This is a genomic window from Streptomyces sp. NBC_00775, assembly GCF_036347135.1.
Lineage (GTDB): Bacteria > Actinomycetota > Actinomycetes > Streptomycetales > Streptomycetaceae > Streptomyces > Streptomyces lutosisoli.
In genome coordinates this window covers 1,245,887-1,269,457 of sequence record NZ_CP108938.1, presented here as the reverse complement: position 1 = coordinate 1,269,457, position 23,571 = coordinate 1,245,887, and the positions used below count along the sequence as shown (strand labels likewise).

The 23,571-nt window shown below is 71.2% G+C and carries 22 protein-coding genes; 7 read left to right on the top strand and 15 right to left on the bottom strand.

The features are described from left to right. Window positions 1-156: 156 nt before the first annotated feature. On the top strand, window positions 157-771 hold the full coding sequence (locus tag OIC96_RS05905; RefSeq protein ID WP_330308931.1) for a TetR/AcrR family transcriptional regulator: 615 nt from the start codon (window positions 157-159) through the stop codon (window positions 769-771). 207 nt (window positions 772-978) lie between these two features. Here OIC96_RS05905 and OIC96_RS05900 read toward each other — a convergent pair whose 3' ends face one another. The 3 genes from OIC96_RS05900 to OIC96_RS05890 form a co-directional block, all read right to left on the bottom strand. Continuing rightward, window positions 979-2,001, bottom strand: coding sequence for a DUF2510 domain-containing protein (locus OIC96_RS05900; RefSeq protein ID WP_330308932.1), 1,023 nt, complete (start codon window positions 1,999-2,001; stop codon window positions 979-981). A 65-nt stretch (window positions 2,002-2,066) separates the two neighbouring features. Next, window positions 2,067-3,221 (bottom strand): anhydro-N-acetylmuramic acid kinase, encoded by a 1,155-nt coding sequence (locus OIC96_RS05895; protein WP_330308933.1) that lies wholly within the window; start codon window positions 3,219-3,221, stop codon window positions 2,067-2,069. Between the two features lie 4 nt (window positions 3,222-3,225). Continuing rightward, on the bottom strand, window positions 3,226-4,512 hold the full coding sequence (locus OIC96_RS05890; protein WP_330308934.1) for an MFS transporter: 1,287 nt from the start codon (window positions 4,510-4,512) through the stop codon (window positions 3,226-3,228). Between the two features lie 259 nt (window positions 4,513-4,771). On the opposite strand from OIC96_RS05890, the gene OIC96_RS05885 reads away from it, so the two are divergent. Continuing rightward, entirely contained in the window at window positions 4,772-7,438 is a 2,667-nt protein-coding gene (locus OIC96_RS05885; protein WP_330308935.1) for an ATP-binding protein, read from the top strand. On the opposite strand, the gene OIC96_RS05880 is transcribed toward OIC96_RS05885, so the two are convergent. The 8 genes from OIC96_RS05880 to OIC96_RS05845 form a co-directional block, all read right to left on the bottom strand. Continuing rightward, window positions 7,435-8,247: an SDR family NAD(P)-dependent oxidoreductase gene (locus tag OIC96_RS05880; RefSeq protein WP_330308936.1), complete on the bottom strand. Its 813-nt coding sequence runs from the start codon at window positions 8,245-8,247 to the stop codon at window positions 7,435-7,437. The two genes, OIC96_RS05885 and OIC96_RS05880, sit on opposite strands and share 4 nt — an antisense overlap. 140 nt (window positions 8,248-8,387) lie before the next feature. Further along, a complete protein-coding gene (gene pcaDC / locus OIC96_RS05875; RefSeq protein ID WP_330308937.1) occupies window positions 8,388-9,515 on the bottom strand; it encodes a bifunctional 3-oxoadipate enol-lactonase/4-carboxymuconolactone decarboxylase PcaDC in 1,128 nt (375 codons plus the stop codon). Further along, window positions 9,512-10,852, bottom strand: a complete 1,341-nt coding sequence (pcaB, locus tag OIC96_RS05870; RefSeq protein ID WP_330308938.1) for a 3-carboxy-cis,cis-muconate cycloisomerase — start codon at window positions 10,850-10,852, stop codon at window positions 9,512-9,514. The genes pcaDC and pcaB overlap by 4 nt, the downstream gene beginning before the upstream one ends. Next, on the bottom strand, window positions 10,849-11,412 hold the full coding sequence (gene pcaG / locus OIC96_RS05865) for a protocatechuate 3,4-dioxygenase subunit alpha (RefSeq protein WP_330308939.1): 564 nt from the start codon (window positions 11,410-11,412) through the stop codon (window positions 10,849-10,851). Before pcaG ends, pcaB begins: the two co-directional genes overlap by 4 nt. 2 nt (window positions 11,413-11,414) lie before the next feature. Continuing rightward, entirely contained in the window at window positions 11,415-12,185 is a 771-nt protein-coding gene (pcaH, locus tag OIC96_RS05860) for a protocatechuate 3,4-dioxygenase subunit beta (RefSeq protein WP_330308940.1), read from the bottom strand. Window positions 12,186-12,195: 10 nt separating this feature from the next. Next, window positions 12,196-13,398, bottom strand: coding sequence for a thiolase family protein (locus OIC96_RS05855; protein WP_330308941.1), 1,203 nt, complete (start codon window positions 13,396-13,398; stop codon window positions 12,196-12,198). Further along, on the bottom strand, window positions 13,395-14,051 hold the full coding sequence (locus OIC96_RS05850; RefSeq protein WP_330308942.1) for a CoA transferase subunit B: 657 nt from the start codon (window positions 14,049-14,051) through the stop codon (window positions 13,395-13,397). The genes OIC96_RS05855 and OIC96_RS05850 overlap by 4 nt, the downstream gene beginning before the upstream one ends. Continuing rightward, window positions 14,051-14,833: a CoA transferase subunit A gene (locus tag OIC96_RS05845; protein ID WP_330308943.1), complete on the bottom strand. Its 783-nt coding sequence runs from the start codon at window positions 14,831-14,833 to the stop codon at window positions 14,051-14,053. The genes OIC96_RS05850 and OIC96_RS05845 overlap by 1 nt, the downstream gene beginning before the upstream one ends. Before the next feature lie 212 nt (window positions 14,834-15,045). On the opposite strand from OIC96_RS05845, the gene OIC96_RS05840 reads away from it, so the two are divergent. Further along, entirely contained in the window at window positions 15,046-15,510 is a 465-nt protein-coding gene (locus OIC96_RS05840; protein ID WP_330308944.1) for a MarR family winged helix-turn-helix transcriptional regulator, read from the top strand. Window positions 15,511-15,531: 21 nt separating this feature from the next. Here OIC96_RS05840 and OIC96_RS05835 read toward each other — a convergent pair whose 3' ends face one another. Further along, the gene (locus OIC96_RS05835; RefSeq protein WP_330308945.1) at window positions 15,532-16,857 is read right to left on the bottom strand and encodes an MFS transporter; all 1,326 of its coding nucleotides are present in this window, start codon (window positions 16,855-16,857) and stop codon (window positions 15,532-15,534) included. Window positions 16,858-16,986: 129 nt separating this feature from the next. Here OIC96_RS05835 and OIC96_RS05830 point away from each other — a divergent pair, with 129 nt between their 5' ends. Continuing rightward, window positions 16,987-17,745 carry an IclR family transcriptional regulator gene (locus tag OIC96_RS05830; protein ID WP_330308946.1) on the top strand — a complete coding sequence of 253 codons (759 nt, stop codon included), beginning with the start codon at window positions 16,987-16,989 and terminating at the stop codon, window positions 17,743-17,745. Window positions 17,746-18,013: 268 nt separating this feature from the next. Here OIC96_RS05830 and OIC96_RS05825 read toward each other — a convergent pair whose 3' ends face one another. Beyond that, window positions 18,014-19,003, bottom strand: coding sequence for a DUF3048 domain-containing protein (locus tag OIC96_RS05825; RefSeq protein WP_330308947.1), 990 nt, complete (start codon window positions 19,001-19,003; stop codon window positions 18,014-18,016). A 231-nt stretch (window positions 19,004-19,234) separates the two neighbouring features. On the opposite strand from OIC96_RS05825, the gene OIC96_RS05820 reads away from it, so the two are divergent. Continuing rightward, window positions 19,235-19,525: a hypothetical protein gene (locus OIC96_RS05820; protein WP_330308948.1), complete on the top strand. Its 291-nt coding sequence runs from the start codon at window positions 19,235-19,237 to the stop codon at window positions 19,523-19,525. Between the two features lie 36 nt (window positions 19,526-19,561). On the opposite strand, the gene OIC96_RS05815 is transcribed toward OIC96_RS05820, so the two are convergent. Then, a complete protein-coding gene (locus OIC96_RS05815; RefSeq protein ID WP_330308949.1) occupies window positions 19,562-20,149 on the bottom strand; it encodes a TetR/AcrR family transcriptional regulator in 588 nt (195 codons plus the stop codon). Window positions 20,150-20,206: 57 nt separating this feature from the next. On the opposite strand from OIC96_RS05815, the gene OIC96_RS05810 reads away from it, so the two are divergent. Further along, window positions 20,207-21,172 carry an alpha/beta fold hydrolase gene (locus OIC96_RS05810; protein WP_330308950.1) on the top strand — a complete coding sequence of 322 codons (966 nt, stop codon included), beginning with the start codon at window positions 20,207-20,209 and terminating at the stop codon, window positions 21,170-21,172. Window positions 21,173-21,409: 237 nt separating this feature from the next. Here the strand turns inward: OIC96_RS05810 and OIC96_RS05805 are convergent, their stop codons facing one another. After that, window positions 21,410-22,477, bottom strand: coding sequence for an ATP-dependent DNA ligase (locus OIC96_RS05805; RefSeq protein WP_330308951.1), 1,068 nt, complete (start codon window positions 22,475-22,477; stop codon window positions 21,410-21,412). Between the two features lie 74 nt (window positions 22,478-22,551). Here OIC96_RS05805 and ligD point away from each other — a divergent pair, with 74 nt between their 5' ends. Further along, a complete protein-coding gene (gene ligD / locus OIC96_RS05800; RefSeq protein WP_330308952.1) occupies window positions 22,552-23,568 on the top strand; it encodes a non-homologous end-joining DNA ligase in 1,017 nt (338 codons plus the stop codon). Window positions 23,569-23,571 lie beyond the last annotated feature (3 nt).

Below are 23,571 nucleotides of genomic sequence, written 5' to 3'. Positions count from 1 at the left end.
CTCGACAGAAACGTAGATCCTGTCCAAGGCTCATCGATACGACAGTGTACCGATACGCCAGTGTACCGATACGGATCCGTACCGGTACACTGGCGTATCGATTAGACTGTGTGAAGCAGGCCACCACACGAGCCGGATTCAGCGAGGAGAAGAGCCATGACGTCGCAGGCTGCGGACGGACCGGAGACGGTCGTCGCCTCGCGCCGCTCCAAAATCACGCCTGAGCGTGAGCAGGAGTTCTACGACGCCGTGCTCGCACAGATCCGCGAATGCGGTTACGAGGCGCTGACCATGGAGGGCGTGGCCACGAGCACGCGCTGCAGCAAGTCCACGCTCTACCGCCAGTGGAAGACGAAACCCCAGTTCGTGGCCGCCGCGCTGCGCGCCAACCGCTGTCCGCGGTTCGCGGGGATCGACACCGGCTCGCTCGCCGGGGACCTGCGCGCGGCGGCGCGGGCCGCGGGCGACTGGTCGGGCCGCGACACCCAGCTCCTCCAGGCGCTCGGCCATGCCGTGATGCAGGACAGGGAACTCCAGGAGGCGCTGCGCGACGCGCTCGTCGAGCCCGAGATCGCCGCGGTCAAGGAGATCATCGCCCGCGCCGTCGACCGAGGTGAGATCGCCGCCGACCATCCGGCGCTGGAGTTCATCCCCGCGCAGCTGTTCGGCGTAGTGCGCGTGCGCCCCGTGCTGGAGGGCCAGTACGCGGATGCGGCGTATCTCACACAGTTCGTGGAGGCGGTCGTGCTGCCGGCACTGGGCCTGAAATGAGACTGCTCGGCCTGACTTAAGACTCAGGTCGCCGTCCGCGGGATGACCGGACGTCGGCCTGTAACGCGCCGCACCGTGGGGACGGGGGCGGCGCGCACCCCCCGGCCGGGTGGGGTTCCCCTTGAGCGGAGGGGCGCCCCACCCGGCCGATTTATGTCCGGGCTCCCTGTGCCGGTCCGGGGTCTCCGGACCGGATGTGTGGACGGGCTACACGTTCTGCCCGTTGCCGCTGGCTCCCGACGCGACCTTGATGCCCTTGGTGATCGTGTCGATCACCGACTGCTTGGGCGCCTTGGAGCTGACGTCGACACCGAAGCGGACGACGACGAGCGTCTTGGAGTCGGCGGGGGAGGGGAAGACGAGCGATTCGACGTAGCCGTCGTCGCCCTTGCTCGTCACGACCTTCCAGCGCACCAGGTAGCCCTTCTCACCTGCCACGGTGACCGCCTTGGAGGCGAGCTCGGTGTGCGAGGAGATCGTGCCGTAGCCCTTGCCGTACGACTCCGTGGCGTTCTTGGAGATGTCCTCCTTGGCCGCCGCCTCCGCCGTGGTGGACTTCAGGCCCTGCAACGTCGCGGGGGCCGAGTAGGCGCCGCCCCGCTGGCACTTCTCCGACGTGTCACCGGGGCACTTGTAGGTGTCCTTGGTGGCGATCACGGCGCCGGTCGTGCCGTCCTGGCCGGTCCAGCCGTCGGGCACCGGGATGCTGACGCCGCTGAGCGCGTCGGTGGCGTAACCCTCCTCGGCCTGCGGCTGTGCCGACTGACCGGGCGCCGGGGTCTGCCCGTCGGAGCCGCCGGAGCCACCCGAGCCGCCGGGAGCGCCGCTCGGTGCACCGCTCGGTGCGCCGCTCGGTGCACCTGAGCCGCCCTGTCCGCCACCCGGTCCGCCCTGGCCGTTGAAGCCGCCGGGGCTCTGCGCGTTGGCGCTGTTGCCGCCGTTGCCGTCGTCCTTGGTCAGCGCGTACACACCGCCGCCGATGCCCGCGAGGACCGCGATCGCCGCGGCGACGGCTATGCCGGTGCGCAGTCCGCGCCGCGGCGAGCCCGGGGGAAGGGCCGGATACGGTCCGGCGGCCGGCGCGTGCGCCGGGGGACCCCATGGGGCGGCCGACCCGACGGGGCGGGTCTGGTCCGTCCATGCCTTACCGTCCCACCAGCGTTCGGTGGCGGGAGCGTCATCTGTCTGCCCGGGGTCGGGATACCAGCCGGGAGGAGTCACCTGCGTCATGGTGCCCACCGTATGAGCCCTGGGTGAAAGGCGGATGAGAGGGTTCCCCGGCGGTCCACTTCAGCTCACTTCAGCACGAGCCGTACGGGTGCCCGGTCCGCCCGCGGTGGCACCCGCAGCCCGTCCCGGCCCGGGGTGATCGACCCGAGCACGCTGGGATGCCGGGCCCCGGTGCTCGCCGGATCGGTGCCCGCGAGGCCGTGCAGCGTCAGAAAACCCAGCACGGCGAAGGCGTACGCCTCCTTGGCGTCCGAGGGCAGCCCCAACGCGTCGGAGGTGCGCAGCGCCACCCCGGGAAGCTCCGCGCCCAGCATCGCCATGAGGACGGGATTGCGGGTGCCGCCACCGGAGGCGATCACCTCCGTGGCCCGCACCGCGCGTACGGCGTCCGCGACCGTCCGGGCGGTGAGCCGGGTGAGGGTCGCGATGACGTCCTCGGCGGTCAGCGTCCCGAAACCCGCCAACGCGTCCCGCAGATAGCCGAGATGGAACAGCTCCTTGCCGGTCGTCTTGGGCGCGGGCAGCGCGTAGTACGGCTCCGCGAGCAGGCGCTGCAGCAACGGCTCGTGCACCGTGCCGCGGGCGGCCAGGGCCCCGTCCACGTCGTAGTGCAGGCGTCCTCCGCTCAGTCCCCGCGTCGCCGCGTCGAGCAGCGCGCACGCGGGCCCGGTGTCGAAGGCGGTACCGTCCGGCGCGGTGAGGTTGGCGATGCCGCCGAGGTTCAGCGCCACCGGCGTCCCCGGCCTGCCGCGCAGCCACAGCAGGTCGACCAGGCTCACCAGCGGTGCTCCCTGGCCGCCCGCGGCGATGTCCCGCGGGCGGAAGTCGGCGACCACCGGCAGCCCGGTCGCCTCGGCGATCCAGGCGGGCTGCCCGAGCTGGAGGGTTCCGCGCACCTGCCCGTCCTGCGCCCAGTGGTAGACCGTCTGGCCGTGCGAGGCGACCAACTCGCCCTGTCCGTCGCACAGTTCGCGGTCGGCCCGGACGGCGGCCGCCGCGAAGGCCTGTCCGATGAGGGTGTCCAGGCGGCACACCTCGGCCAGGCTCGTCAGGGCCGGGGGCAGTGCCGCCGCGAGCGTGTCACGCAGTCCGTCGTCGTACGTCTCGCTGACGAGCCCGAGCGGCCGCAGCACGAGGCTGTCGCCGTCGAGGGCCAGCTCGGCGGCCGCCGCGTCGATGGCGTCGTACGACGTGCCGGACATCAGGCCGATCACCCGCACCTTCTCAACTCCCTTTCTCCGTACGGAGCGTGGACAGTGCCAGCGCGCTCACCGCGCACGTCGCCGCCGCGTAGTACGCGGGGATGTCCACGCTCCCGGTCCGCTTGATGGTCTCCGTGATGATGAGCCCCGCGCAGCCCGAGAACACGGCATTGGACAGGGCGTAGGCGAGTCCCAGGCCCGTGTACCGGACACTCGTCGGGAACATCTCGGAGAGCATCGCCGGACCGGGCCCCGCCATCAGTCCGACGACGGCACCCGCCACGAAGACGGCGACGCCCTTCACGGCGTTCGAAGTTCCGCTGTCCTGAAGGAGATTGAGCAGCGGGACCGCCAGCAGGGTGACGAGAACGGCTCCCGTGAGCATCACGGGACGCCGCCCGATCCGGTCGCTGAGCAGTCCCGCCGGGATGATGGTTGCCGCGAAGCCGAGGTTGGCGAGGACCGTGGCGAGCAGCGCCTGCTGGAAGGAGGCGTCGAGCGTGCTCTGGAGGTACGCGGGGAGCACGACCAGGAACGTGTAACCGGCCGCCGCCCAGCCCATGACGCGCCCGGCACCGAGAGCGATCGCCCTGGCCAGCTCGCGGCCGGGCGGACGCTCGCGCTCGAACTCGCTGGTGAAAGCGGGCGTCTCCGCCAGTCTCAGGCGCAGCCACAGCGCACCGAGGCCGAGCGGCAGCGTCAGCAGGAACGGCACTCGCCACCCCCACGCTTCGAGCTCCTGGGGGCTGAGCAGCGTGGCCAGCAGTGCGGCGACCCCCGCACCGCCGAGCAGTCCCAGCGCCACCGTGAACGACTGCCACGACCCGTACAGTCCGCGCCTGCCCGGCGGCGCGAACTCCGTCATCACCGAGACCGCACCCCCGAACTCCCCGCCCGCGGACAGCCCTTGGAGCACCCGGAGGAAGGTGAGCAGCCAGGGGGCGAGGGCGCCGGCGGTGGCGTAGGTGGGCAGTGCGCCGATCAGAGTCGTCGCGGCCGTCATCAGGACGATGACCAGGATCAGCACCGGACGCCGCCCGATCCGGTCGCCGAGCCGGCCGAACAGCGCGGCACCCACGGGCCGGAAGAAGAACGCCAGTGCGAAGGACGCGTACGTCTTCACCAGGCCCTCGACCTCGCTGCCGCCCTCCGGGGTGAAGAAGCGCGCCGCGATGACCGTCGCGAAGTAGCCGTAGACCCCGAACTCGTACCACTCGATGAGGTTGCCCACGGAGCCCGCGAGCAGGGCTCTTCGGGAGTGCCCGGACCGGGCGGCGCGCAGGTCCGTGTCGTGCGCGGGGGCGCTCATGCCGGTTCCTCCCGGGGTGTGCCGGGGCCGGGCGGTCCCGGCCGGCGGCGGAGACTGATGGGGGAAAGTTAGCTTCATTTCGAGGGTTGTTGACTGTCAATAACTTTCACACGGGCTGGTCGGCGCCTCGCCGCGTCGCCTCCGCGACCTCACTGTCACTCATCTCGGCAACTGCTGCCCGGAGCGGCCTCCACTGTGCCTTCCCGGGGGCTACGCTCGTTTCCAGTACGTCGTTTGGGCGACCTGGGGAGGTAGCGGGATGACGGAGGTACGGCCCGGGGTGGTCGCCTCGGCTTCCCTGTGGGAGCGCGACGAGGAAGTCGCCACACTCAAGGAGGCGATCGCCGCGCTGCGCGCGGACTCCGCGTCCTCGGGAAGCCTGCTGGTACTCAGTGGCGAGGCGGGCCTCGGCAAGACCGCGCTCCTGGCCGAGGCACGCCGGATCGCGGAGAGCAGCGGCTGCGCCGTGTGGTCGGCACGCGGAGGTGAGACCGTCACGTCCGTCCCCTTCAATGTCGTACGGCAGCTGCTGCAGCCCGCGCTCGTCTCGCTGCTGCCTGAGGAAGCACGCGAATACCTGGGCGACTGGTACGACATCGCCGGCCCCGCCCTCGGTATAACGGAACCGGGTGACCGGCAACCCGACCCGCAGGGCGTCTGTGACGGGCTGGTCGCCGCGGTGCGGCGGCTCGCCAAGCGGGACTGGCCGCTCGTGCTGCTCATCGACGACGCACACTGGGCCGACCAGGAGACCCTGCGCTGGCTCGCCGCGTTCGCCGAGCGTCTCGACGATTTGTCCGTCCTCGTCGTGGTGGCCCGCCGCCCCGGCGGGGTCAGCGGCGACAGCGCCCGGCTGCTCGACGCGGTCGCCGCCACGGCCCGCCCGGTCGCCACGCTGAACGCGCTCACACCGGCCGCGGCCGCCGGGCTGACCCGCGCCACGCTCGGGGAGCACGCCGACGCGCCGTTCTGCCGCGAGGTGTGGGCGGTCACCGGCGGCAATCCGTACGAGACCGTCGAGCTGCTCGCCAAGGTGCAGGACAGCGAGCTGGAGCCGGGCGAGGGATCGGCCGCCGAACTGCGCGCGCTCAACCGCTCGGCCCGCGGTCGCGGACTCGTCGCCCGCCTCGAAGGACTCGGCATCGATGCCACCAGGTTCGCCTGGGCGGCCGCGATCCTCGGTACCGGCATCTCCCTCGACGTGGCCGCTCAACTCGCCGGCATGCAGGACGACGAGGCCCAGCGCTGCGCCGAACTGCTGGGCGCCGCCCGCATCCTGACCAGGTCCGAGCCCGTGAACGGTCAAGTGCCCGACGGCGACCTGGAGTTCGTGCACCCGCTGATCGCCACCGCGGTCTACCGTTCGATCCCGGACGCCCTGCGCACCGCGATGCACGGCCAGGCCGCGTGGGCGGTCACCGAGTCCGGGCGCGGCTCCGCCGCGGCCTCCCGCCATCTCCTCGAAGTCCATCCGGACGACGACCCCGAGCTCGTCGAGCAGATGCGCGAGGCCGCCCGCGAACACCTCGCCGTCGGCGCCCCCGACGCGGCCAGGCGCTGCCTGGAGCGGGCACTGGCCGAGCCCCCGCTGCCCGAGGTCCACGCCCGCGTGCTCTACGAACTGGGCTGCGCCACGCTCCTGACCGCGCCCTCCACGACGATCGGCCATCTGCGCGCCGCGCTCGAAAGGCCCGGCCTGGATGACGCCACGCGCGTGGACGCCGTGTTCCGGCTCTCCCAGGCGCTGCTCCACAACGACCAGGTGGACGAGGCCGTCCGCACCGTCGACGCGGAGGTCGCCCGGCTCGAACCGGGTCCCGCCCGGATGCGGCTGCAGGCCGTGCACTACATGTGGGAGGCCATCCACGCGGGCGAGGAGCGCTCCGGCAACTCCCGTGGTCTCGCCGAACTCGCCAGGACCTGTACCGGACGGGACAACTCCGAGCGCGCGCTGCTCATACTGCGCGGCTTCGACGCGATGACACGCGGTGAGAACGCCGAGGAGGTCGTCGAGCTCTGCGACCGCGCCCTCGTCAACGGCCGTCTCGCACCCGGACTCGGCTGGACCGACACCGAGTGGGGCGTCGAACTCCTGCTGATGCTCGGCAGCGCGTACGCCTACGCCGACCGGCTCGACCGGGCCGAGAGCCTGTTCAGCGAGGGCCTGCACGCCTATGTGAAGGCCGGCTGGAGCGGCGGCCATCTCTCCCTGGCCAACGCCTACCTCGGCCTCGCGCACCGCAGACGGGGCCGCCTCATCGATGCGGAGAGCTACCAGCGCGAATCGCTGCGCCTCGCCGAGCGGGTCGGGCGCGGACTGCCCCTGTACTGGTCCGCGACCTGCGGTCTCATCGACACGCTGCTCGCCCGCGGCCATGTCCAGGAGGCCGCGGAGATCGCCGAACGCTACGGCTTCGCACCGCCGTATCCGTCCACGATCGTCCTCCCGGACACCCGTTCCGTACGCGGCCGTCTGCTGATCGCCGCCGGCCGCACGAAGGACGGCATCAACGAACTGGAGGCAGCCGAGAAGGCCGCCACCGCCCGCGGTCACCACAACACGGTGCTCGCCCCCTGGTCGGTCGACCTCGCCCGGGCCCTCGCCACGGAGGACCCGGCGCGCGCGGCCGCCCTGGCCGCCGATGCCCGCCGCCAGGCCGAGCGCTTCGGGACCGACACGGCCATCGGCGAGGCTCTCCGCTGCGCAGCGGCCCTCGAATCGGGCCAGCGCGCGGTACGGCTGGCCGCCCAGGCGGTCACCTACCTGGAAGCCTCCCCCTGTCAGTACGAACACGCGGCGGCCCGCATCGAGCACGGCATCGTCTCCCGCTCGGCGTCGGAGCTCAACAAGGGCCTGACGCTGGCGCGTTCGTGCGGGGCCGACGGGCTGGTGGTACAGGCGAGGGAGGCGCTGGCGAACCTCTAGCCGGGCGGCTGGGTCCAGGAGCTCAGGAGCTGATCCGTCGTCGCCTCCAGCCGCTTGCGGACATCGCGGTCGTACGCCTCCGTGTGCGCCCTCGCGGGACTCGTGCCGTCGAAGTACCCGCCGGTGCCCGACTCCTGTGTCACCAGGGCGAGTACAGCGGCGGCGCCGTCCGCGACGGTGGACCAGGGGCTGACACCGGCCTCGCGGACCATCGCCGTGTCCATGTAGGTCGCGGGGTGCAGGACGTTCACCGAGACACCGCTCCCCGCCAACTCCTCGGCCAGCGCGAACGTATGTGCCGCCAGCGCGAACTTGCTGCGGCAGTACGCCGATACGCCGCCGTAGCCCCGGATGAGTTCCGGGTCGTCGAAGTCCAGGGGCTCCTGGCCGGCCGAGCCGACGTTGACGACGCGGGAGGGGGCGCTCGCGCGGAGCGTGGGCAGGAGCGCCCGGGTGAGGGCCACCGGCGCGAGATAGTTCACCGCGAGCCGCAGTTCGTGACCGTCGGCGCTCACCTCACGCCCCGCACCACGCGGCCCCGCGCCCACTCCCGCGTTGTTGACCAGCACGTCGAGACGGGGGTGCGCGGCGGCGACCTCCTCGGCGAGCCGCCGCACCCGCGCCAGCGAGGCCAGATCGGCGACGAACCCGTGGGCCTCGCCGCCCTCCGCCCGCAGCTCCGCCACCAGCCGGTCCGTCCGCCCGCGGTCGCGCCCGTGCGCGAGGACGACGTATCCGGAGCGGACCAGCTCGAAGGCGATGTGACGGCCGAGGCCGGAGGTGGCGCCGGTGATCAGGACAGTGGGCACGGGAGCTCCGTTCGCAGGGTTCGCAGAGGATCTCCTGCCACCGCAGAGGATCTCCTGCCACCCTAGGCACGCCGTGACCGCTCGTACGAGGTGCTGTTGTCACTACCTCTGGCAGGGTCACCCTCACGGTCGGGCCGTGGTCAGGCCCCCTGTGCCTCCTCCTCGGCCAGTACCCGCTGGGCCACCGCGAAGGCCGAATTGGCCGCCGGGACACCGCAGTACACGGCCGTCTGCAGCAGCACCGCGCCGATCTCCTCGGGCGTGAGACCGTTGCGCCGTGCCGCGCGGACGTGCATCGCCAACTCGTCGTAGTGGCCGTGCGCCACCAGTGCCGTCAGCGTGATCATGCTGCGCTCACGGCGCGCCAGGGTCGGATCCGTCCAGATCTCGCCCCACGCGTAGCGCGAGATGAAGTCCTGGAAACGGGAGGTGAAGGGGGACTGGCGAGCCTGCGCGCGGTCCACGTGCTCGTCGCCCAGCACCTGACGGCGTACCTCCATACCCCGCAGCGCGTACCCGTCGAAATGCCCGCGCAGCGCGGCGAGTACGGCCTCCGGGCGCTCCGCCGGCGCCAGGTGCGAGGCGCCCGCGATCTCGGTGAGCGAGGCGCCGGGCACCGCGTCCGCGATCTCGCGCAGATGCGCGGGCGGCGTCGCGGGGTCCTCGCGGCCCGCGATCAGCAGGGTCGGCGCGCTGATCGACGACAGCCGGTCCCGGAGGTCGAAGGCGGCGAGAGCGTCGCAGCAGGCGGCGTACGCCCCGGGGTCCGTGGTGCGGTGGTCCTCGACCAGCCGCGGCACGGTGAAACCGGGTGTGAACCAACGGGCGTTCGCGTTCTCGGCGAGCGCGGCCAGTCCCTCGCGGCGGACCAGCGCGGCCCGCTCCTCCCACGGCTTCGAGCCGTTGAAGTGGGCCGACGAGCAGACGACGGCCAGGGACGACACCCGCTCCGGGTGGTGCGCGGCGAGATGCAGACCCACCGCACCGCCGAGCGAGACTCCCGCGTACGCGAACCGCTCGATGCCCAGGTAGTCGGCGAGTTCGAGCACCAGCTCGCCGAGGTCGGCGACGGTCGCACCGGGACCGATCAGGTCCGGCGGGGTGCCGCCGTGCCCCGGCAGGTCCCAGCGGATCACCTGGTGGGTCACGGACAGTTCGGGCGCGACCTTGTCCCACAGGGCGTACGACGTGCCGAGCGAGGGCCCGAGGAGCAGCGGGGCAGCGGCGGCGGAACCCTCGGCGCGGTGATTGAGCAGTTTCTGGGTCAACGTCGCTCCAGAGCACGGTCGGTGAGGACTCCTGCGGAGCCCGTGTAGCGGGTGGGATCGGTGAGGTCCGCGAGGTCGAGCTCCTTGAGCTCCGGCTCCTCACCGAGCACCTCCACGAGGGGCCGGTTCCCGGCGACGGCGCGCCGCGCGGCCCGCGTCAGCAACTCCTTGGCACGGGCCCGGCCGAGCACGGGAGCCAGCTCGGCGGCCAGCCGCTCGGAGACGATCAGCCCATGGGTGAGGCCGAGGTGTTCCCGCATGGTGTCCGCGTTCACCTGAAGGCCCTCCGTCAGCTCGGCGGCGTCGCGCGCCGCGCCGCCGACCAGCCTCAGCAGGTCGCGCAGCGGCTCCCACTCGGCGTGCCAGGCACCGGCCGGACGCTCGTCCTCGGCCGCCATCGCTCCGTACAGCGTGGCCGCGAGCTGTGGCGCCCGCCGGGCCGCGGCGGCCACGAGGGTGGCCCGCACCGGATTCGCCTTGTGCGGCATCGCGGACGATCCGCCACCGGAGCCTTCGGCCACCTCCGCGATCTCGGTGCGGGCGAGGGTGAGCACGTCGACGGCGGTCCTGCCCAGCGCTCCGGCGGTGAACGCCAGTGCTCCGGCCAGGTCGGCGATCGGTGTACGGAGGGTGTGCCAGGGCAACACCGGCTCGGCGAGGCCCAGTTCACGGGCGTACGCGGCGGTCAGGGCCTGGGGGTCGGTCGCCCCGAAGACGGTGAAGGCCGCCAACGTGCCTGCGGCCCCGCCGAGTTGGGCGGGCAGCGAGCCGCGCACGGCGGACACTCGGTCGCGGGCGTCCAGGACGAGCGACCGCCATCCCGCCGCCTTCAGCCCGAAGGTCGTCGGCACGGCGTGCTGGGTCAGCGTCCGGCCCGGCATCACCGTGTCCCGGTGGTCCGCCGCGAGCCGGGCCAGTGCCCGCTCCGTGCGGTCGAGGTCCGCCAGGACCAGATCGAGCGTGCTCGCGGCGACCAGCATGGCCGCCGAGTCCATGATGTCCTGGCTCGTCGCGCCCCGGTGGACGTACGGGCCGTACTCCGTGCCGACCGCGGCCGTCAGATCCGCGACCAGCGGAATCACGGGGTTGCCGCCGCCTCGCGCACGCAGCGCGATCGCCGCGACGTCGAAGCCGGCGACGTCGGCCGCCGAGGTCACCGCCGACGCGGCCTCGGCAGGGGCCAGCCCCAGCGACGCCTGGGCGCGGGTCAGCGCGGCCTCGGCGTCGAGCAGCGCCCGCAGATACGCGGCGTCGCTCGTCGCGGACGACGCCGGGGAACCGGCCCACCCGGGGGCGAGCAGGCCGGCGTCACAACCGATGGGGTCGACAGCTGTCACTGGAACTCCAGGAAGACCGTTTCGCCTTCGCCCTGAAGGCGGATGTCGAAACGGTACGTGCGGTTCGCCCCCTCGGCCGCGATCAGCGTGGCGCGCCGGTCGGCCGGAAGTGAGTCGAGCAGCGGGTCGGCGCCGTCGGCGAGGTAGGCGCGGGTGAAGAGGTGGTGCACCAGACCGCGCGCGAACACACACACGCTGATGTACGGCAGCCCGGCGTTGCCCGGCGGCAGGGTGTGCAGCGCGTAGTGCCCGTCGGCGTCGGTGGCGACCCGCCCGAAGCCGGTGAAGTCGACGCCGTTGCGGCCGATGAAGCCGCCGGTCGACGGGTCACGGCGCATCGAGCCGGGGGCGCCCTTCAGTGAGCCGTCGGGCGCCGCCTGCCAGAAGTCCAGCAGGGCGTCGGGGATCGGTGTGCCCGCGCCGTCGAACACGTATCCGTGCAGGGTGATTGTGTCGGTGCGGCCCTGCGGCGCGACCTCGCCGCCTCCGGGGAAGGGGAGCGCGTGGCCGTAGAAGGGGCCGATGGTGTGGGACGGGGTGGGCAGCAACCGCTCGGTCATGCTCAACGGCCTTCCTCGATCCAGGTGGCGGAGGGACCGTCGAGAACGATGTCCCATTCGTAGCCCATGGAGAACTCGGGCTGGGAGAGGTCGTGGTGGTAGGTGGCGATCAGCCGGTCGCGTGCCGCCCGGTCCGTCACGGACTGCAGAATCGGGTCGTACTGGAAAAGCGGGTCGCTGGGGAAGTACATCTGCGTGATCAGCCGCTGCGTGAACGCCGTGCCGAAGACCGAGAAGTGGATGTGCGCGGGCCGCCACGCGTTGGTGTGGTTGCCCCACGGGTACGGGCCCGGCTTGATCGTGGTGAACGTGTACCGGCCATGATCATCCGTCAGGGTGCGTCCCACGCCGGTGAAGTTGGGGTCGAGCGGCGCCGGGTGCTGTTCGCGCAGATGGGCGTAGCGGCCGGCGGCGTTGGCCTGCCAGATCTCGACGAGCTGGCCGCGCACGGGACGGCCGTCGCGGTCGAGCAGCCTGCCGGAGACGGTCATGCGCTCGCCGATCGGCTCGCCCCGGTGCTGGAGCGTCAGGTTGTTGTCGTGCTCGGTGATGTCGGTGACACCGAACACCGGACCCGACAGCTCGACCGTCTCCGGGTCTCCGCCGCTCACCGCGATCAGCGGCTGCTTGGGGTGGCGCAGCAGCGAGCTGCGGTACGGGGCGTAGTCGCGCGCGGGGTGGTGCTGGACCGGCGCGCCGCCGGCGACCGCCTTGTCGTAGGCGTCCTGGAGATCCTTGATCTCGACGTCGATGTCCGACTGAGTGAGAGCCATGGTCGACTTCCTATCGTTCGAGGACGAGGGCGAGGCCCTGGCCCACACCGATGCAGAGGGTGGCGACACCAACTCCGGAACCCTTGCGGGCGAGTTGGTGGGCGACGGTTCCGGCGAGCCGGGCGCCGGACGCGCCGAGGGGGTGGCCGAGGGCGATGGCGCCGCCCTGCGGGTTGAGGATCGCGGGGTCGAACTCGGGCCATTCGGCGACGCAGCCGAGGACCTGTGCGGCGAAGGCCTCGTTCAGCTCCAGCGTTGACAGGTCGTCAAATCCCTTGCCTGCCTTGGCGAGTGCGCGATGGACGGCCTCGACGGGGGCGAGTCCGAAGTAGTGCGGGTCGATCGCGGACACGCCGGAGGCGCTGACGCGGGCGAGGGGCTCGCGGCCGGTGGCCTTCAGGCCCTCCTCGTCGACCAGGAGCAGGGCGGCGGCGCCGTCGTTGAGCGGGGAGGCGTTGCCCGCCGTCACCGTGCCGTTCTGCTCGCGGAAGGACGGCTTGAGCCTGGCCATGGCCGCCAGGGACGCGTCGGCTCGTACGCACTCGTCGGCGCCGAAGACGACCGGGTCGCCCTTGCGCTGCGGAAGGGAGACGGGCGCGATCTCGCCGTCGAACAGACCGTCCGCCTGTGCCCGGGCCGCCTTGCGGTGGCTGGCGAGGGCGAACTCGTCCTGCTGCTCACGGGTGATCTTGTGCTTCTCGGCGATGAGTTCGGCCGACTCGCCCAGCGGGACGGTCCACTGCGGGTCCATCTTGGGGTTGACCATGCGCCAGCCGAGCGTGGTGGAGTACAGCTCGGCGTGTCCGGCCGGGAAGGGCCTGTCGCTCTTCGGCAGGACATAGGGGGCGCGGGTCATCGACTCGACGCCGCCGGCCAGCGCGATGGAGGCGTCGCCGAGCGCGATGGCCCGCGCGGCCTGGATGACGGCTTCGAGGCCGGAGGCGCACAGCCGGTTGACGGTCACGCCGGGCACCGAGGTGGGCAGACCGGCGAGGAGGGCGGCCATGCGGCCCACGTTGCGGTTCTCCTCACCGGCGCCGTTGGCGTTGCCGAAGTACACGTCCTCGATCTGGGACGGGTCCAGGTCCGGCGTACGGGCGAGGAGCTCACGGATGGCGTGGGCGGCGAGGTCGTCCGGGCGGACGGCGGCCAGCGAGCCGCTGTACTTGCCGATCGGCGTCCGTACGGCATCGACGATGTAGACGTCCTTCACGACGGGATCTCCTCGGTTTCCTCTGCGGTGCGGACCGTGGCCGCGGTCTTGGCGATGATCTCCTCGACGGTGACGCCCGGAGCGGTCTCGACGAGCACCAGGCCCTCCTCGGTGACGTCGAGAACACCGAGATCGGTGATGACCCGGTTCACACACGCCTTGCCGGTGAGCGGCAGCGCGCACTCCTGAAGGATCTTCGGGGAGCCGTCCTTGGCGGTGTGCGTCATCACGACGATCACGGTGCGGGCGCCGTGGACGAGGTCCATCGCGCCACCGATGCCGGTGATCATCTTGCCGGGGATCGCCCAGTTGGCGAGGTCACCGCCCGCGGACACCTGCATCGCGCCGAGCACCGCGACATCGATGTGCCCGCCGCGGATCATCCCGAAGGACAGCGACGAGTCGAAGTAGGAGGCGCCGGGCAGGACGGTGACGGTCTCCTTGCCGGCGTTGATGAGGTCCGGGTCGACCTGGTCCTCGGTCGGGTAGGGGCCGGTGCCGAGGATGCCGTTCTCCGACTCCAGGATCACCTCGACGTCGGCGGGCAGGTAGTTGGGGATCAGCGTCGGCAGACCGATACCGAGGTTCACGTACTGGCCGTCCTGAAGCTCGCGCGCGGCGCGGGCGGCCATCTCTTCCCTGCTCCAGGCCATTACTCGCTCACCGTTCCATCCGCCGCGGGCGCCGAAACCGTCCGCTGCTCGATCATCTTGGCGTTCGCCTGCTCCGGGGTGAGCGCCACGACGCGCTGCACGAAGATGCCCGGCAGATGCACCGCGTCCGGGTCGATCTCGCCCGGCTCCACGAGCTCCTCCACCTCGGCGATCGTCACCCGGCCGGCCATCGCTGCCAGCGGGTTGAAGTTCCGGGTGGACTTGTTGAAGACCAGGTTGCCGTGCCGGTCGCCCTTGGCGGCCCGGACGAGCGCGAAGTCGGTGCGGATGCCGTGCTCCAGCACGTACTCCGTGCCGTCGAACTCGCGCACCTCCTTCGGCGGGGAGGCGAGCGCGACGCCGCCCTGGCCGTCGTACCGCCACGGCAGCCCGCCGTCCGCGACCTGGGTGCCGACCCCGGCCGGGGTGTAGAACGCGGGGATCCCGGCGCCGCCCGCGCGCAGCCGCTCGGCGAGCGTGCCCTGCGGGATCATCTCGACCTCCAGCTCACCGGCCAGGTACTGCCGCGCGAACTCCTTGTTCGCCCCGATGTACGAGCCGGTGACGCGGGCGATCCGCCCGGCCGCGAGCAGGATCGCGAGGCCGGACTCCATGGCCCCGCAGTTGTTGGAGACCACGCCGAGCCCCGAGACGCCGCGCTCGTACAGAGCCTCGATCAGCACGTTCGGCACACCGCTCAGGCCGAATCCGCCGACCGCGAGTGTCGCGCCGTCCGGCACATCGGCCACCGCCTCCAGGGCTGTGGCGACCACCTTGTCCATCCGTGAAGCCCCATCTCTCCCGAGCGCCCAGTGCCTCAATTAGTCAGGGCACTGATTATTAATTCGAGGTTTCAAACACGCTGCCATCCGCCGCCTGGCCCGTCAAGACCTTGAGGGAATGCGCAGGTGAAAGTCTCGGCATACGAGGAGACAGCTCAGCTGGGGGGCGGGTATCGTTCAGTGCACCAACGAATATGACGACAGGAGCGCACATGGCCGCAGTGGACCTCTCCGCTCACCCCGGGCACCTGGCCCGGCGACTGCAGCAGGCCCACTACCTGCTGTGGAACACGATGGTCTCCGAGGAGATCACCTCGCCGCAGTTCGCGGTCCTGAACGCGCTCGTCGCGGAGCCGGGCCTGGACCAGCGCACGGTGGGGGAGCGGGTGGGACTCGACCGGTCCACCATCGCCGAGGTCATCAGCCGGCTCGACCGCCGCGGTCTGCTCGACAAGGTGCGCGACCCGCAGGACGGCCGACGCTTCCTGCTGCGCCTCACGGACGAGGGGACGCGTACGCACCGCAAGCTGACGGTGCGCACCGCGCGGATGAACCAGGTCTTCCTGGCCCCGCTCTCCGCCGAGGAGCAGGTCATGTTCTTCGACCTCATCCAGCGTGTCTCGGACGCCGCCGAGGGGCTCCGCAACCCGACGGAACCGCTGACCGCCCAGCGCTGAGCGCACGGCCGGGCGCCGGTCTCACGCGTCGAGGCGCTCCACCTTGTCGATGAGCAGGGCGTAGGCCAGGAATCCGGCCACCGAGAGCGCGGCGACGTAGACCAGGCCGCCCGCCATCGAGCCCGTACGATCGATGATCACGCCGATGACGAGCGGGGCGAGCGCGCCGCCCAGATTGGCCGCGAAGCTGAACGTGCCGCCCGCCAGGCCCATCAGGCGGACCGGCGCGATGTCGGACAGCGCCGCCCAGCCCAGCTGCATGAAGCCCTGGGCGAAGAACGCCGCCGACATGAAGAAGATGACCAGCGGTACGGAGTCGGTGAGGTTGGCGGCCACGATGACCGGCGCCAGGCACAGACCCGTCATCACGGGCAGCTTGCGCGCCCAGGTCCGCGACATGCCGCCGCGCAGCAGCCGGTCCGAACCCCAGCCCGCGACCACGACGCCCACCATGGCGGAGAGGTAGGGCAGCGAACCCCAGAAGCCCGCCTTGATGGTGTCCATGTGCTTCTCGTCGACGAGATAGCTGGGAAACCAGGTCAGGAAGAAGAACAGCACCGACGTGTTGGCGAACTGCGCGATGTACAGGCCCCACATCCGGCGGCTGCGCACCAGGATCGCCAGCCCCTGCCGGGTGGACTCGGTGCGCCCGGCCGCCTGCTCGGCGGGGGTGCTCTCGCCGTCCTGGCGGATGTACGCGAGTTCCCCGGTGCTCACCCGAGGGCTCTGCTCCGGGGCGTCGTGGACCCGCTTGAACCAGACCGCCGAGAAGAGCAGTCCGACGACGCCGGTCGCCAGGAAGATCGACGGCCAGCCGAAGCGCACGGCCAGCAGGGAGAGCAGCGGCACGGCGACCGCGAGGCCGACGTACTCGCCCGCCGTGTACCAGGCGGTGGCCCGGCCGCGCTCCCTGCTCGGGAACCAGTTGCTGACCAGCCGGTTGTTGGCCGGGAACGCCGGCGTCTCGAAGAAGCCGAGGCCGACCCGCAGCCCGATCACCACGCCGAAGGAGCGGGCGAAGAAGAACGCGACCGTGCACAGCGACCAGCCGATCATCGCGTAACCGAACGCCAGCTTCGGCCCGATCCTGTCGACCAGCCGGCCGCCGGGCACCTGGAGCGCCGCGTACACCCACGAGAAGGCCGACAGGATCAGGCCCGCCTCGGTGGCGGACAGCTGGAACTCGTCCGTGATGCGGGGGAGGGCGACCGCCATGTTCGTACGGTCGAGATAGTTGATCGCGGTGATCGTGAACAGGGCGACCAGCAGACCGTAGCGGGCCCTGCTGCTCGCCGGGCGGGCCGTCCGATCCGCCGGAGCGGACGAGGGTGGGACGGCAGTGCGCATGGCTGCTCCTTAGCGGCCGTTCCAGTATGGGACATGACTCAGGTCCGCCCAGCGGACCAACGCGGAGTACGGTGCGGGGGCAGAGCCGTCACGGAGACCGCACCGCGGTCCGGCGTCGAGGAGGAACAGATGACAGCCGAGTCCGAACAGGCGGGCATGCGGACCGTCCAGCGGGCGATCGACATCCTCGGGCTCTTCGACGAGAGCCGCCCCGCGATGTCCATCCGCGAGATCGTCACCGCCTCCGGGCTGCCCAAGACCACGGTCCTGCGGCTCCTGGGGACCCTGCGGATGAACGGCCTGCTGTGGGTCGACGAACACGGCCGCTACATCGCGGGTCCCGCCCTGCTGCGCTGGTCCCGCCTCGCCGAACAGGCCTGGCGGCTGCCGCCCGCGGCCGGCGTGATCCTGCGCGATCTCGCCGCCGAGCACAAGGAGACGGTGCACCTGTACGTACGCCGTGACATCCACCGTGTCTGCATCGCCCAGGAGGAAGGGCCGCAGACGCTCCGTCAGGTGGTCCGCGTCGGAGACGAACTCCCCCTGTGGGCGGGCGGCGTGGCCAAGGCCCTGCTGGTGGACGCGCCGGACGCGCTGCTGCGGAAGGTCGCGGAGGCCTCACCGCACGGGATCGCCCATCTGGACACCCTGCACTCCTGGATCGCGGAGGCGCGCGAGCACGGGTACGCCGTGAGCCACGGGGAGCGCGAGGAGGGGCTGTCGGCCGTGGCCGTTCCGGTCCGGGGGAGGGGCGGGGCCGTGGTGGCCGCGCTGTCGTTCGGCGGGCCGAGCACCCGGTTCACGGCGGAGCGGGTGGGGCGGTTCGCGGAGGGACTGACGGTGGCCGCGGGGGAGTTGGCGAAGGCGGGGCTGCCGTTCGAGGGGTGAGCGTTCGCGGGGCGCCTTGGCCCCGATCTGCTGGGCACGCTCGCCGAACTCGACCGGGCGCGCCGTGCGTCGACGGCCGCCGTCGGTGCCGCGGTCGAGGCACTGCTCACCGCGGGCGCCCACTGGGAGGACATCGCGGCCGCGGTCGGACTCGACTCGGCCGACGACGCCCGGCGCGCGCTCACCGCCGCCCGCCAGGAGGCGGGAGCGGCGATCGAGCGCCGAATCGGGCACCGCGCCTGAGGCCACCCCCGGCGGGCCTGACCGGTCAGGCCTTCGCGAACACCACCCACACCTGGCCCTGCGCGAAGTTCATCGGCGCACCGTCCGTCGTCGTGAACTCCGTGCCGTCCGTCGCCCCGGGACGCGACCAGTTCGCATGGAAGACACGGCCGTCGCGCAGTACCTTCGCCGTCCCCGAGCCCACCGTCTCTGTGTACGGCGTGTTGTTGCCCAGGAAGTCGTGGAACTGGGACTCGTGCACCTTCACGTACTGCACGACGACCGTCGCCGGAGCCACCTTCGTGCCCTCGGTCGTCACGGTCGGCGTGCCGTCCATGTCCACCAGCCAGCGCTGCCGGCTGTCCGACCAGGTGAAGGTGAAGCGGGCCGCCGGGAAGCGCACGGTGCTTGAGGTCGCCGGGCTGCCGCCCGCGGGTGCCGCGCCGAAGTGGAACCCGGTGGTGAGAGCGGCGCTGCCCGGTGCGGAACCCATCAGCTGCCGGGGGCGGAGATACAGATTGTGTGGCGCGGGCTTGTCCGTGCCCCGGTAGAAGGCGCCGGACACCTTTCCCGGCGGCCGCGCATGCAGTGGGGCCTTGTCGATCAGCGGCAGCAGCTTGTGCTGCGCCCCCGAGAAGGCGAGCGTCGGCTCGTCGAACTGGCGCAGCAGCTCCAGGTCCGACTCGCGGGCACTGCGCACCGGGCCGATGACCTTCGGGAACTTGCTCGCGTAGACCGCCATCAGCCGGCTCAGACCGCCCTCGACCTGCTCCGCGTACACGACGTCGGCCGCGTCCAGGCCCGTCTGCGGCCGGGCCGCGCGCACATTGTCGATCTTCACGGCGAGCACCGAACCGCCGCTCGCCGTGGGGTGGTTGCCGTCGGTCGGCCCTTGGGTCTGGCCGCGCCCGTCATCGATCGCGCCGCCGCCCGCGCCGCCGCCGGATGTGCAGCCCGTCATCAAGGAGCCCGTCAAAGTGGCGGCCAGCAGCGCCGCCGTCATCGCGCCGCGCCGCATTCGCGCCAACTGTCGCATGCCCACCGTGCGCCCCCGTTCTGTGCCATCGATTGTGCGCTTATAGGCTTATCGATGGCCATACCCGTTCGATTCTGATTACGTGCGCAAGCCGAGCCGATGGGTCGAGGGGGCGAGCGGTCTCCGCGGGAGACGGCATCGCGGGAGGGCGGGTCGGTGGCGGTCAGCCCTGTGGTCCGGAAACGTCTTCCCTGATGCTTGAGCGTGTTCAAGCATCAGGAGAGGTGTTCGTTGAGCGAGTGCCGTGTGGTGCGGGTGCCTGATCCGGGGCGGTGGGGGACGCTGCTCGCCGCGTGGATCCGCCGCCACTGGCACATCGAGAACCAGATCCACTGGGTCCGCGATGTCACTTACGACGAAGACCGCTCCCCAATCCGCACCGGCACCGGACCACAAGTCATGGCCGTCCTGCGCAATGCCGCCATCGGCGCACTCTGCATCACCCGCGTCACCGACATCGCCGCCAACCGCCACCACGCCCGCGACAGCACCCGACCACTGGCACTACTCGGCATCATCTAACGACTTTGCCGGGGCCCTGGGTGTCCATCGCACTACTCAAGGCAGTGGATGTGGTCTCTCGGGGATACGGGCGGCGGCTGCGGCGACGGTTGCCAGGTCTTCGCTCGAGAAGCCGGCGCGGCTCAGCACCGCAAGGGATTTGTTCGTTGCCAGCGTGCACAACGCCAGCTCTGCCGCCTCCTGATCACCGGCCCCCGCCGCCAGCAACGCCTGCTCCAGCATCGCCCGCAAACCGTCGATCATGGCGCGGACCATCGCCCGGCCCTCCGCGTCGAGGGCCGGGAACTGCGTTGCCGACACCGTGAGCAGGCAGCCATCCGGGACCGTCGGGTCGGCGATGCGGTTCAGGGTGACCTGCAGGTAGGCGGCCACAACGGCGCTCGGGCTCGGGTGGGGGCCGGACAGTGCCTGGTCGTACAGCGGGTGGTAGGTCTGCGCGTACCGTTGGAGGCTTTTCCGGAAGAGGGTGCTCTTGTCGCCGAAGGTGCCGTAGAGCGAGCTGCGGCCCAGGCCTGTGCCCTCGGTCAGGCGGTCGATCGAGGCCTCCGAATAGCCCCAGCGCCAGAAGACGTGCATCGCGCGTCGTAGCGCCTCGTTTACGTCGAATTGCTTGCGGCCCGCCATGGTTCGTCAGCCTACACATCTTGCACCGATCGTTTCAAGATGTGTATGGTCGCCAGCATGACAAGTTGCACCGATCGTTCCATGATGAGTATGGCCGACGGCACGACAAGCTTGAGTTCGCTGCGGCTGCCCGACGGGTTCACCGACGTCTTCACTGGCCGGCTCGTGGAGCTGAACGGGCTGCGGCTGCACGCGGTCACCGGCGGGGACGGCCCACCGCTGCTGCTGGTCGGCGGGTGGCCACAGACCTGGTACGCCTGGCGGGAAGTGATGCCCGCGCTCGCCCGCGAGCACACCGTCGTCGCCGTCGACTCGCGCGGGGCCGGGCTCTCCGACAAGCCCGACGACGGTTACGACGCCGGCACGCTGGCCGCCGATCTGGTCGCTCTGATGGCCGCGCTCGGGCACGACCGGTTCGACGTGGTCGGCCACGACATCGGCATGTGGACCGGATATGCCCTCGCTGCCGATCACCCCGAGCGGGTGGGCCGGCTCGCCGTCGTCGACGCCATCATCCCCGGTCTCACGCCGACCCCGTCGGTCTTGAGCCCGGCCGCGGTCAACCAGCGGCTCTGGCACTTCGGCTTCAACCGGCTCACCGACCTCAACGAGGAGCTGGTGCGGGGGCGGGAGCGGCTCTTCTTCGGCTACCAGTTCGCCAAGAAAGCAGCCACCCCGGACGCGATCCCCGCGTACGCCGTCGACGTCTACGTCGATGCGATCGTCGCGGATCCTCGCGGGCTACGGGCGAGCTTCGCGTACTACCGGGCGCTGGACGAGACGATCGCGCAGAACGAGCAGCGCAAGAAGACCCGGCTGACGCTGCCGGTGCTTGCCATCGGCGGCGCGCGGTACAGCGGCCCGTTGGCCGCCGAGACGATGCGGCTGGCGGCCGACGATGTCACCGGGGTGGTCCTCGACGATTGCGGCCATTACGTGGCCGAGGAGCAGCCGGCGCGGTTTACCGAGATCCTGGAGGACTTCCTCGGTGGCAAACCGATAGTAGGCGTGCCGCACGGCTGACACATTCGTGGCGGAGTTTCGCCATGTCTGTCTTGCGCCCGATTTGCGACCTCGTTTCGGCCGAAACGAGGTCGCCAGACTTCATTCCGTTCCGTACAAAGTCGGGGAGGCCGGCGCGCGACCCGCAGGTATCCGTCAGGCACGTGTGTCCGAGGGGCACTTGCCGTACTTGCCTGATGCTTCCGCAGAACCCGAGATAACTCTGGCCCCCGGAGCAGCCTGCGGAGCCGAACACACTCACTTGACAGAGAAGATCTCCGCGAGGTCGTACCCCACCGGCTCCTCCAACTGGCTGTACGTGCAGCTCTCGGCGGTGCGATCGGGGCGCCAGCGGCGGAAGCGGGCCGTGTGGCGGAACCGCACACCGTTCTCCATGTGGTCGTACGCCACCTCGGCCACCCGCTCGGGCCGCACCGGCACCCAGGACAGATCCTTCTTCGCCGACCACCGGCTGGGCGCCCCCGGCAACCGCGCCGTCTCGTGCGCCGCCTCGTCCGCCCAGGCCGCCCAGGGGTGCTGCCCGGGATCCTCCAACCGCAGCGGCTCCAGCTCCTCCACCAGCTCCGCACGCCGCTTCATCGGGAACGCGGCGCTCACGCCCACGTGTTGCAGGGTGCCCCCGTCGTCGTACAGGCCGAGCAGCAGGGAACCGACGATCGGCCCGCTCTTGTGGAAGCGGTAACCGGCGACGACGACGTCAGCCGTCCGCTCGTGCTTGATCTTGAACATGGCGCGCTCGTCCTGCAGATAGGGCAGCGCGAGCGGCTTGGCGATCACCCCGTCGAGGCCCGCGCCCTCGTACTGCTCGAACCACAGCTGGGCGACCTCGCGGTCCGTGGTCGCGGGCGCCACATGGACCGGTGCCGTCACTCCGGACAGCGCCGTCACCAGCAGCGCGCGCCGGTCACCCAGCGGGACGTCGAGCAGTGACTCGTCGGCGAGCGCCAGCAGATCGAAGGCGACGAAGGAGGCGGGGGTCTTCTCGGCCAGCATCCGCACCCGCGAGTCCGCCGGATGGATCCGCTCCGTGAGCGCGTCGAAGTCGAGCCGTCCCTCCCGGGCGATCACGATCTCGCCGTCCATCACGCAACGCTCCGGCAGCCGCTCCCGCAGCGCCTCGACCAGCTCGGGAAAGTACCTGGTGAGCGTCTTGCCGGTGCGGCTGCCGATCTCGACCTCGGAGCCGTCGCGGAACACGATCGCGCGGAAACCGTCCCACTTCGCCTCGTAGTGCATGTCCGGCGGGATCTTCGCCACGGACTTGGCGAGCATCGGCTTCACGGGCGGCATCACCGGCAGATCCATGCTCCGATTCTGCGCGGTGACGCGGCCTCCCGCCCGGTGTGCGAGGCATGCGCGGTGCGCCTACCGTGGCTCGCATGGGCGATGCGGTGGAACTCGAGGCAGCCGGAAGGACCGTACGTCTGTCCAGCCCGGACAAGATCTTCTTCCCGGAGCGCGGTTTCACGAAGCTGGACCTCGCCCGGTACTACCTCGCCGTCGGCGACGGCATCCTGCGCGCCCTCCGCAACCGCCCCACCACCCTGGAGCGGTACCCGGACGGTGTGGCCGGCGAGTCCTTCTTCCAGAAGAGGGCGCCGAAGAACATGCCCGACTGGATCCCGACCGCCCACATCACCTTCCCCAGCGGCCGCAGCGCCGACGAGATGTGCCCCACCGAGCCCGCCGCCGTCCTGTGGGCCGCCCAGTTCGGCACGCTCACCTTCCACCCCTGGCCGGTCCGCCGCGACGACGTCGACCGCCCCGACGAACTCCGGATCGACCTCGACCCGCAGCCCGGCACCGACTACGCCGACGCGGTGCGCGCCGCCCACGAACTGCGCGAGGTCCTGCACGAGTACGGCGATCTGCGCGGCTGGCCCAAGACCTCCGGCGGGCGAGGCCTGCACGTCTTCGTACCGATCCAGCCGCGCTGGACCTTCACCCAGGTGCGCCGGGCCGCCATTGCCGTCGGGCGCGAACTGGAGCGCCGTATGCCCGACCAGGTGACCACCGCCTGGTGGAAGGAGGAAAGGGGCGAAAAGATCTTCGTGGACTACAATCAGACCGCGAGAGACCGCACCATCGCCTCCGCCTACTCGGTACGCCCCCGCCCGCACGCCCCCGTCTCCGCGCCCCTGCGCTGGGACGAGGTGGACGACGCCCAGCCCCGCGACTTCGACCTGGCGACCATGCCGGGCCGCTTCGCCGAACTGGGTGACGTGCACGCCGACATGGACGACCACGCCTTCTCCCTGGAGGCCCTGCTGGAACTCGCCAGCCGCGACGAGCACGACCACGGCCTGGGCGACCTGCCATACCCACCCGAGTACCCGAAGATGCCGGGCGAGCCGAAGCGCGTACAGCCGAGCCGCGCCAAACACGAGGACGGCTAGCCG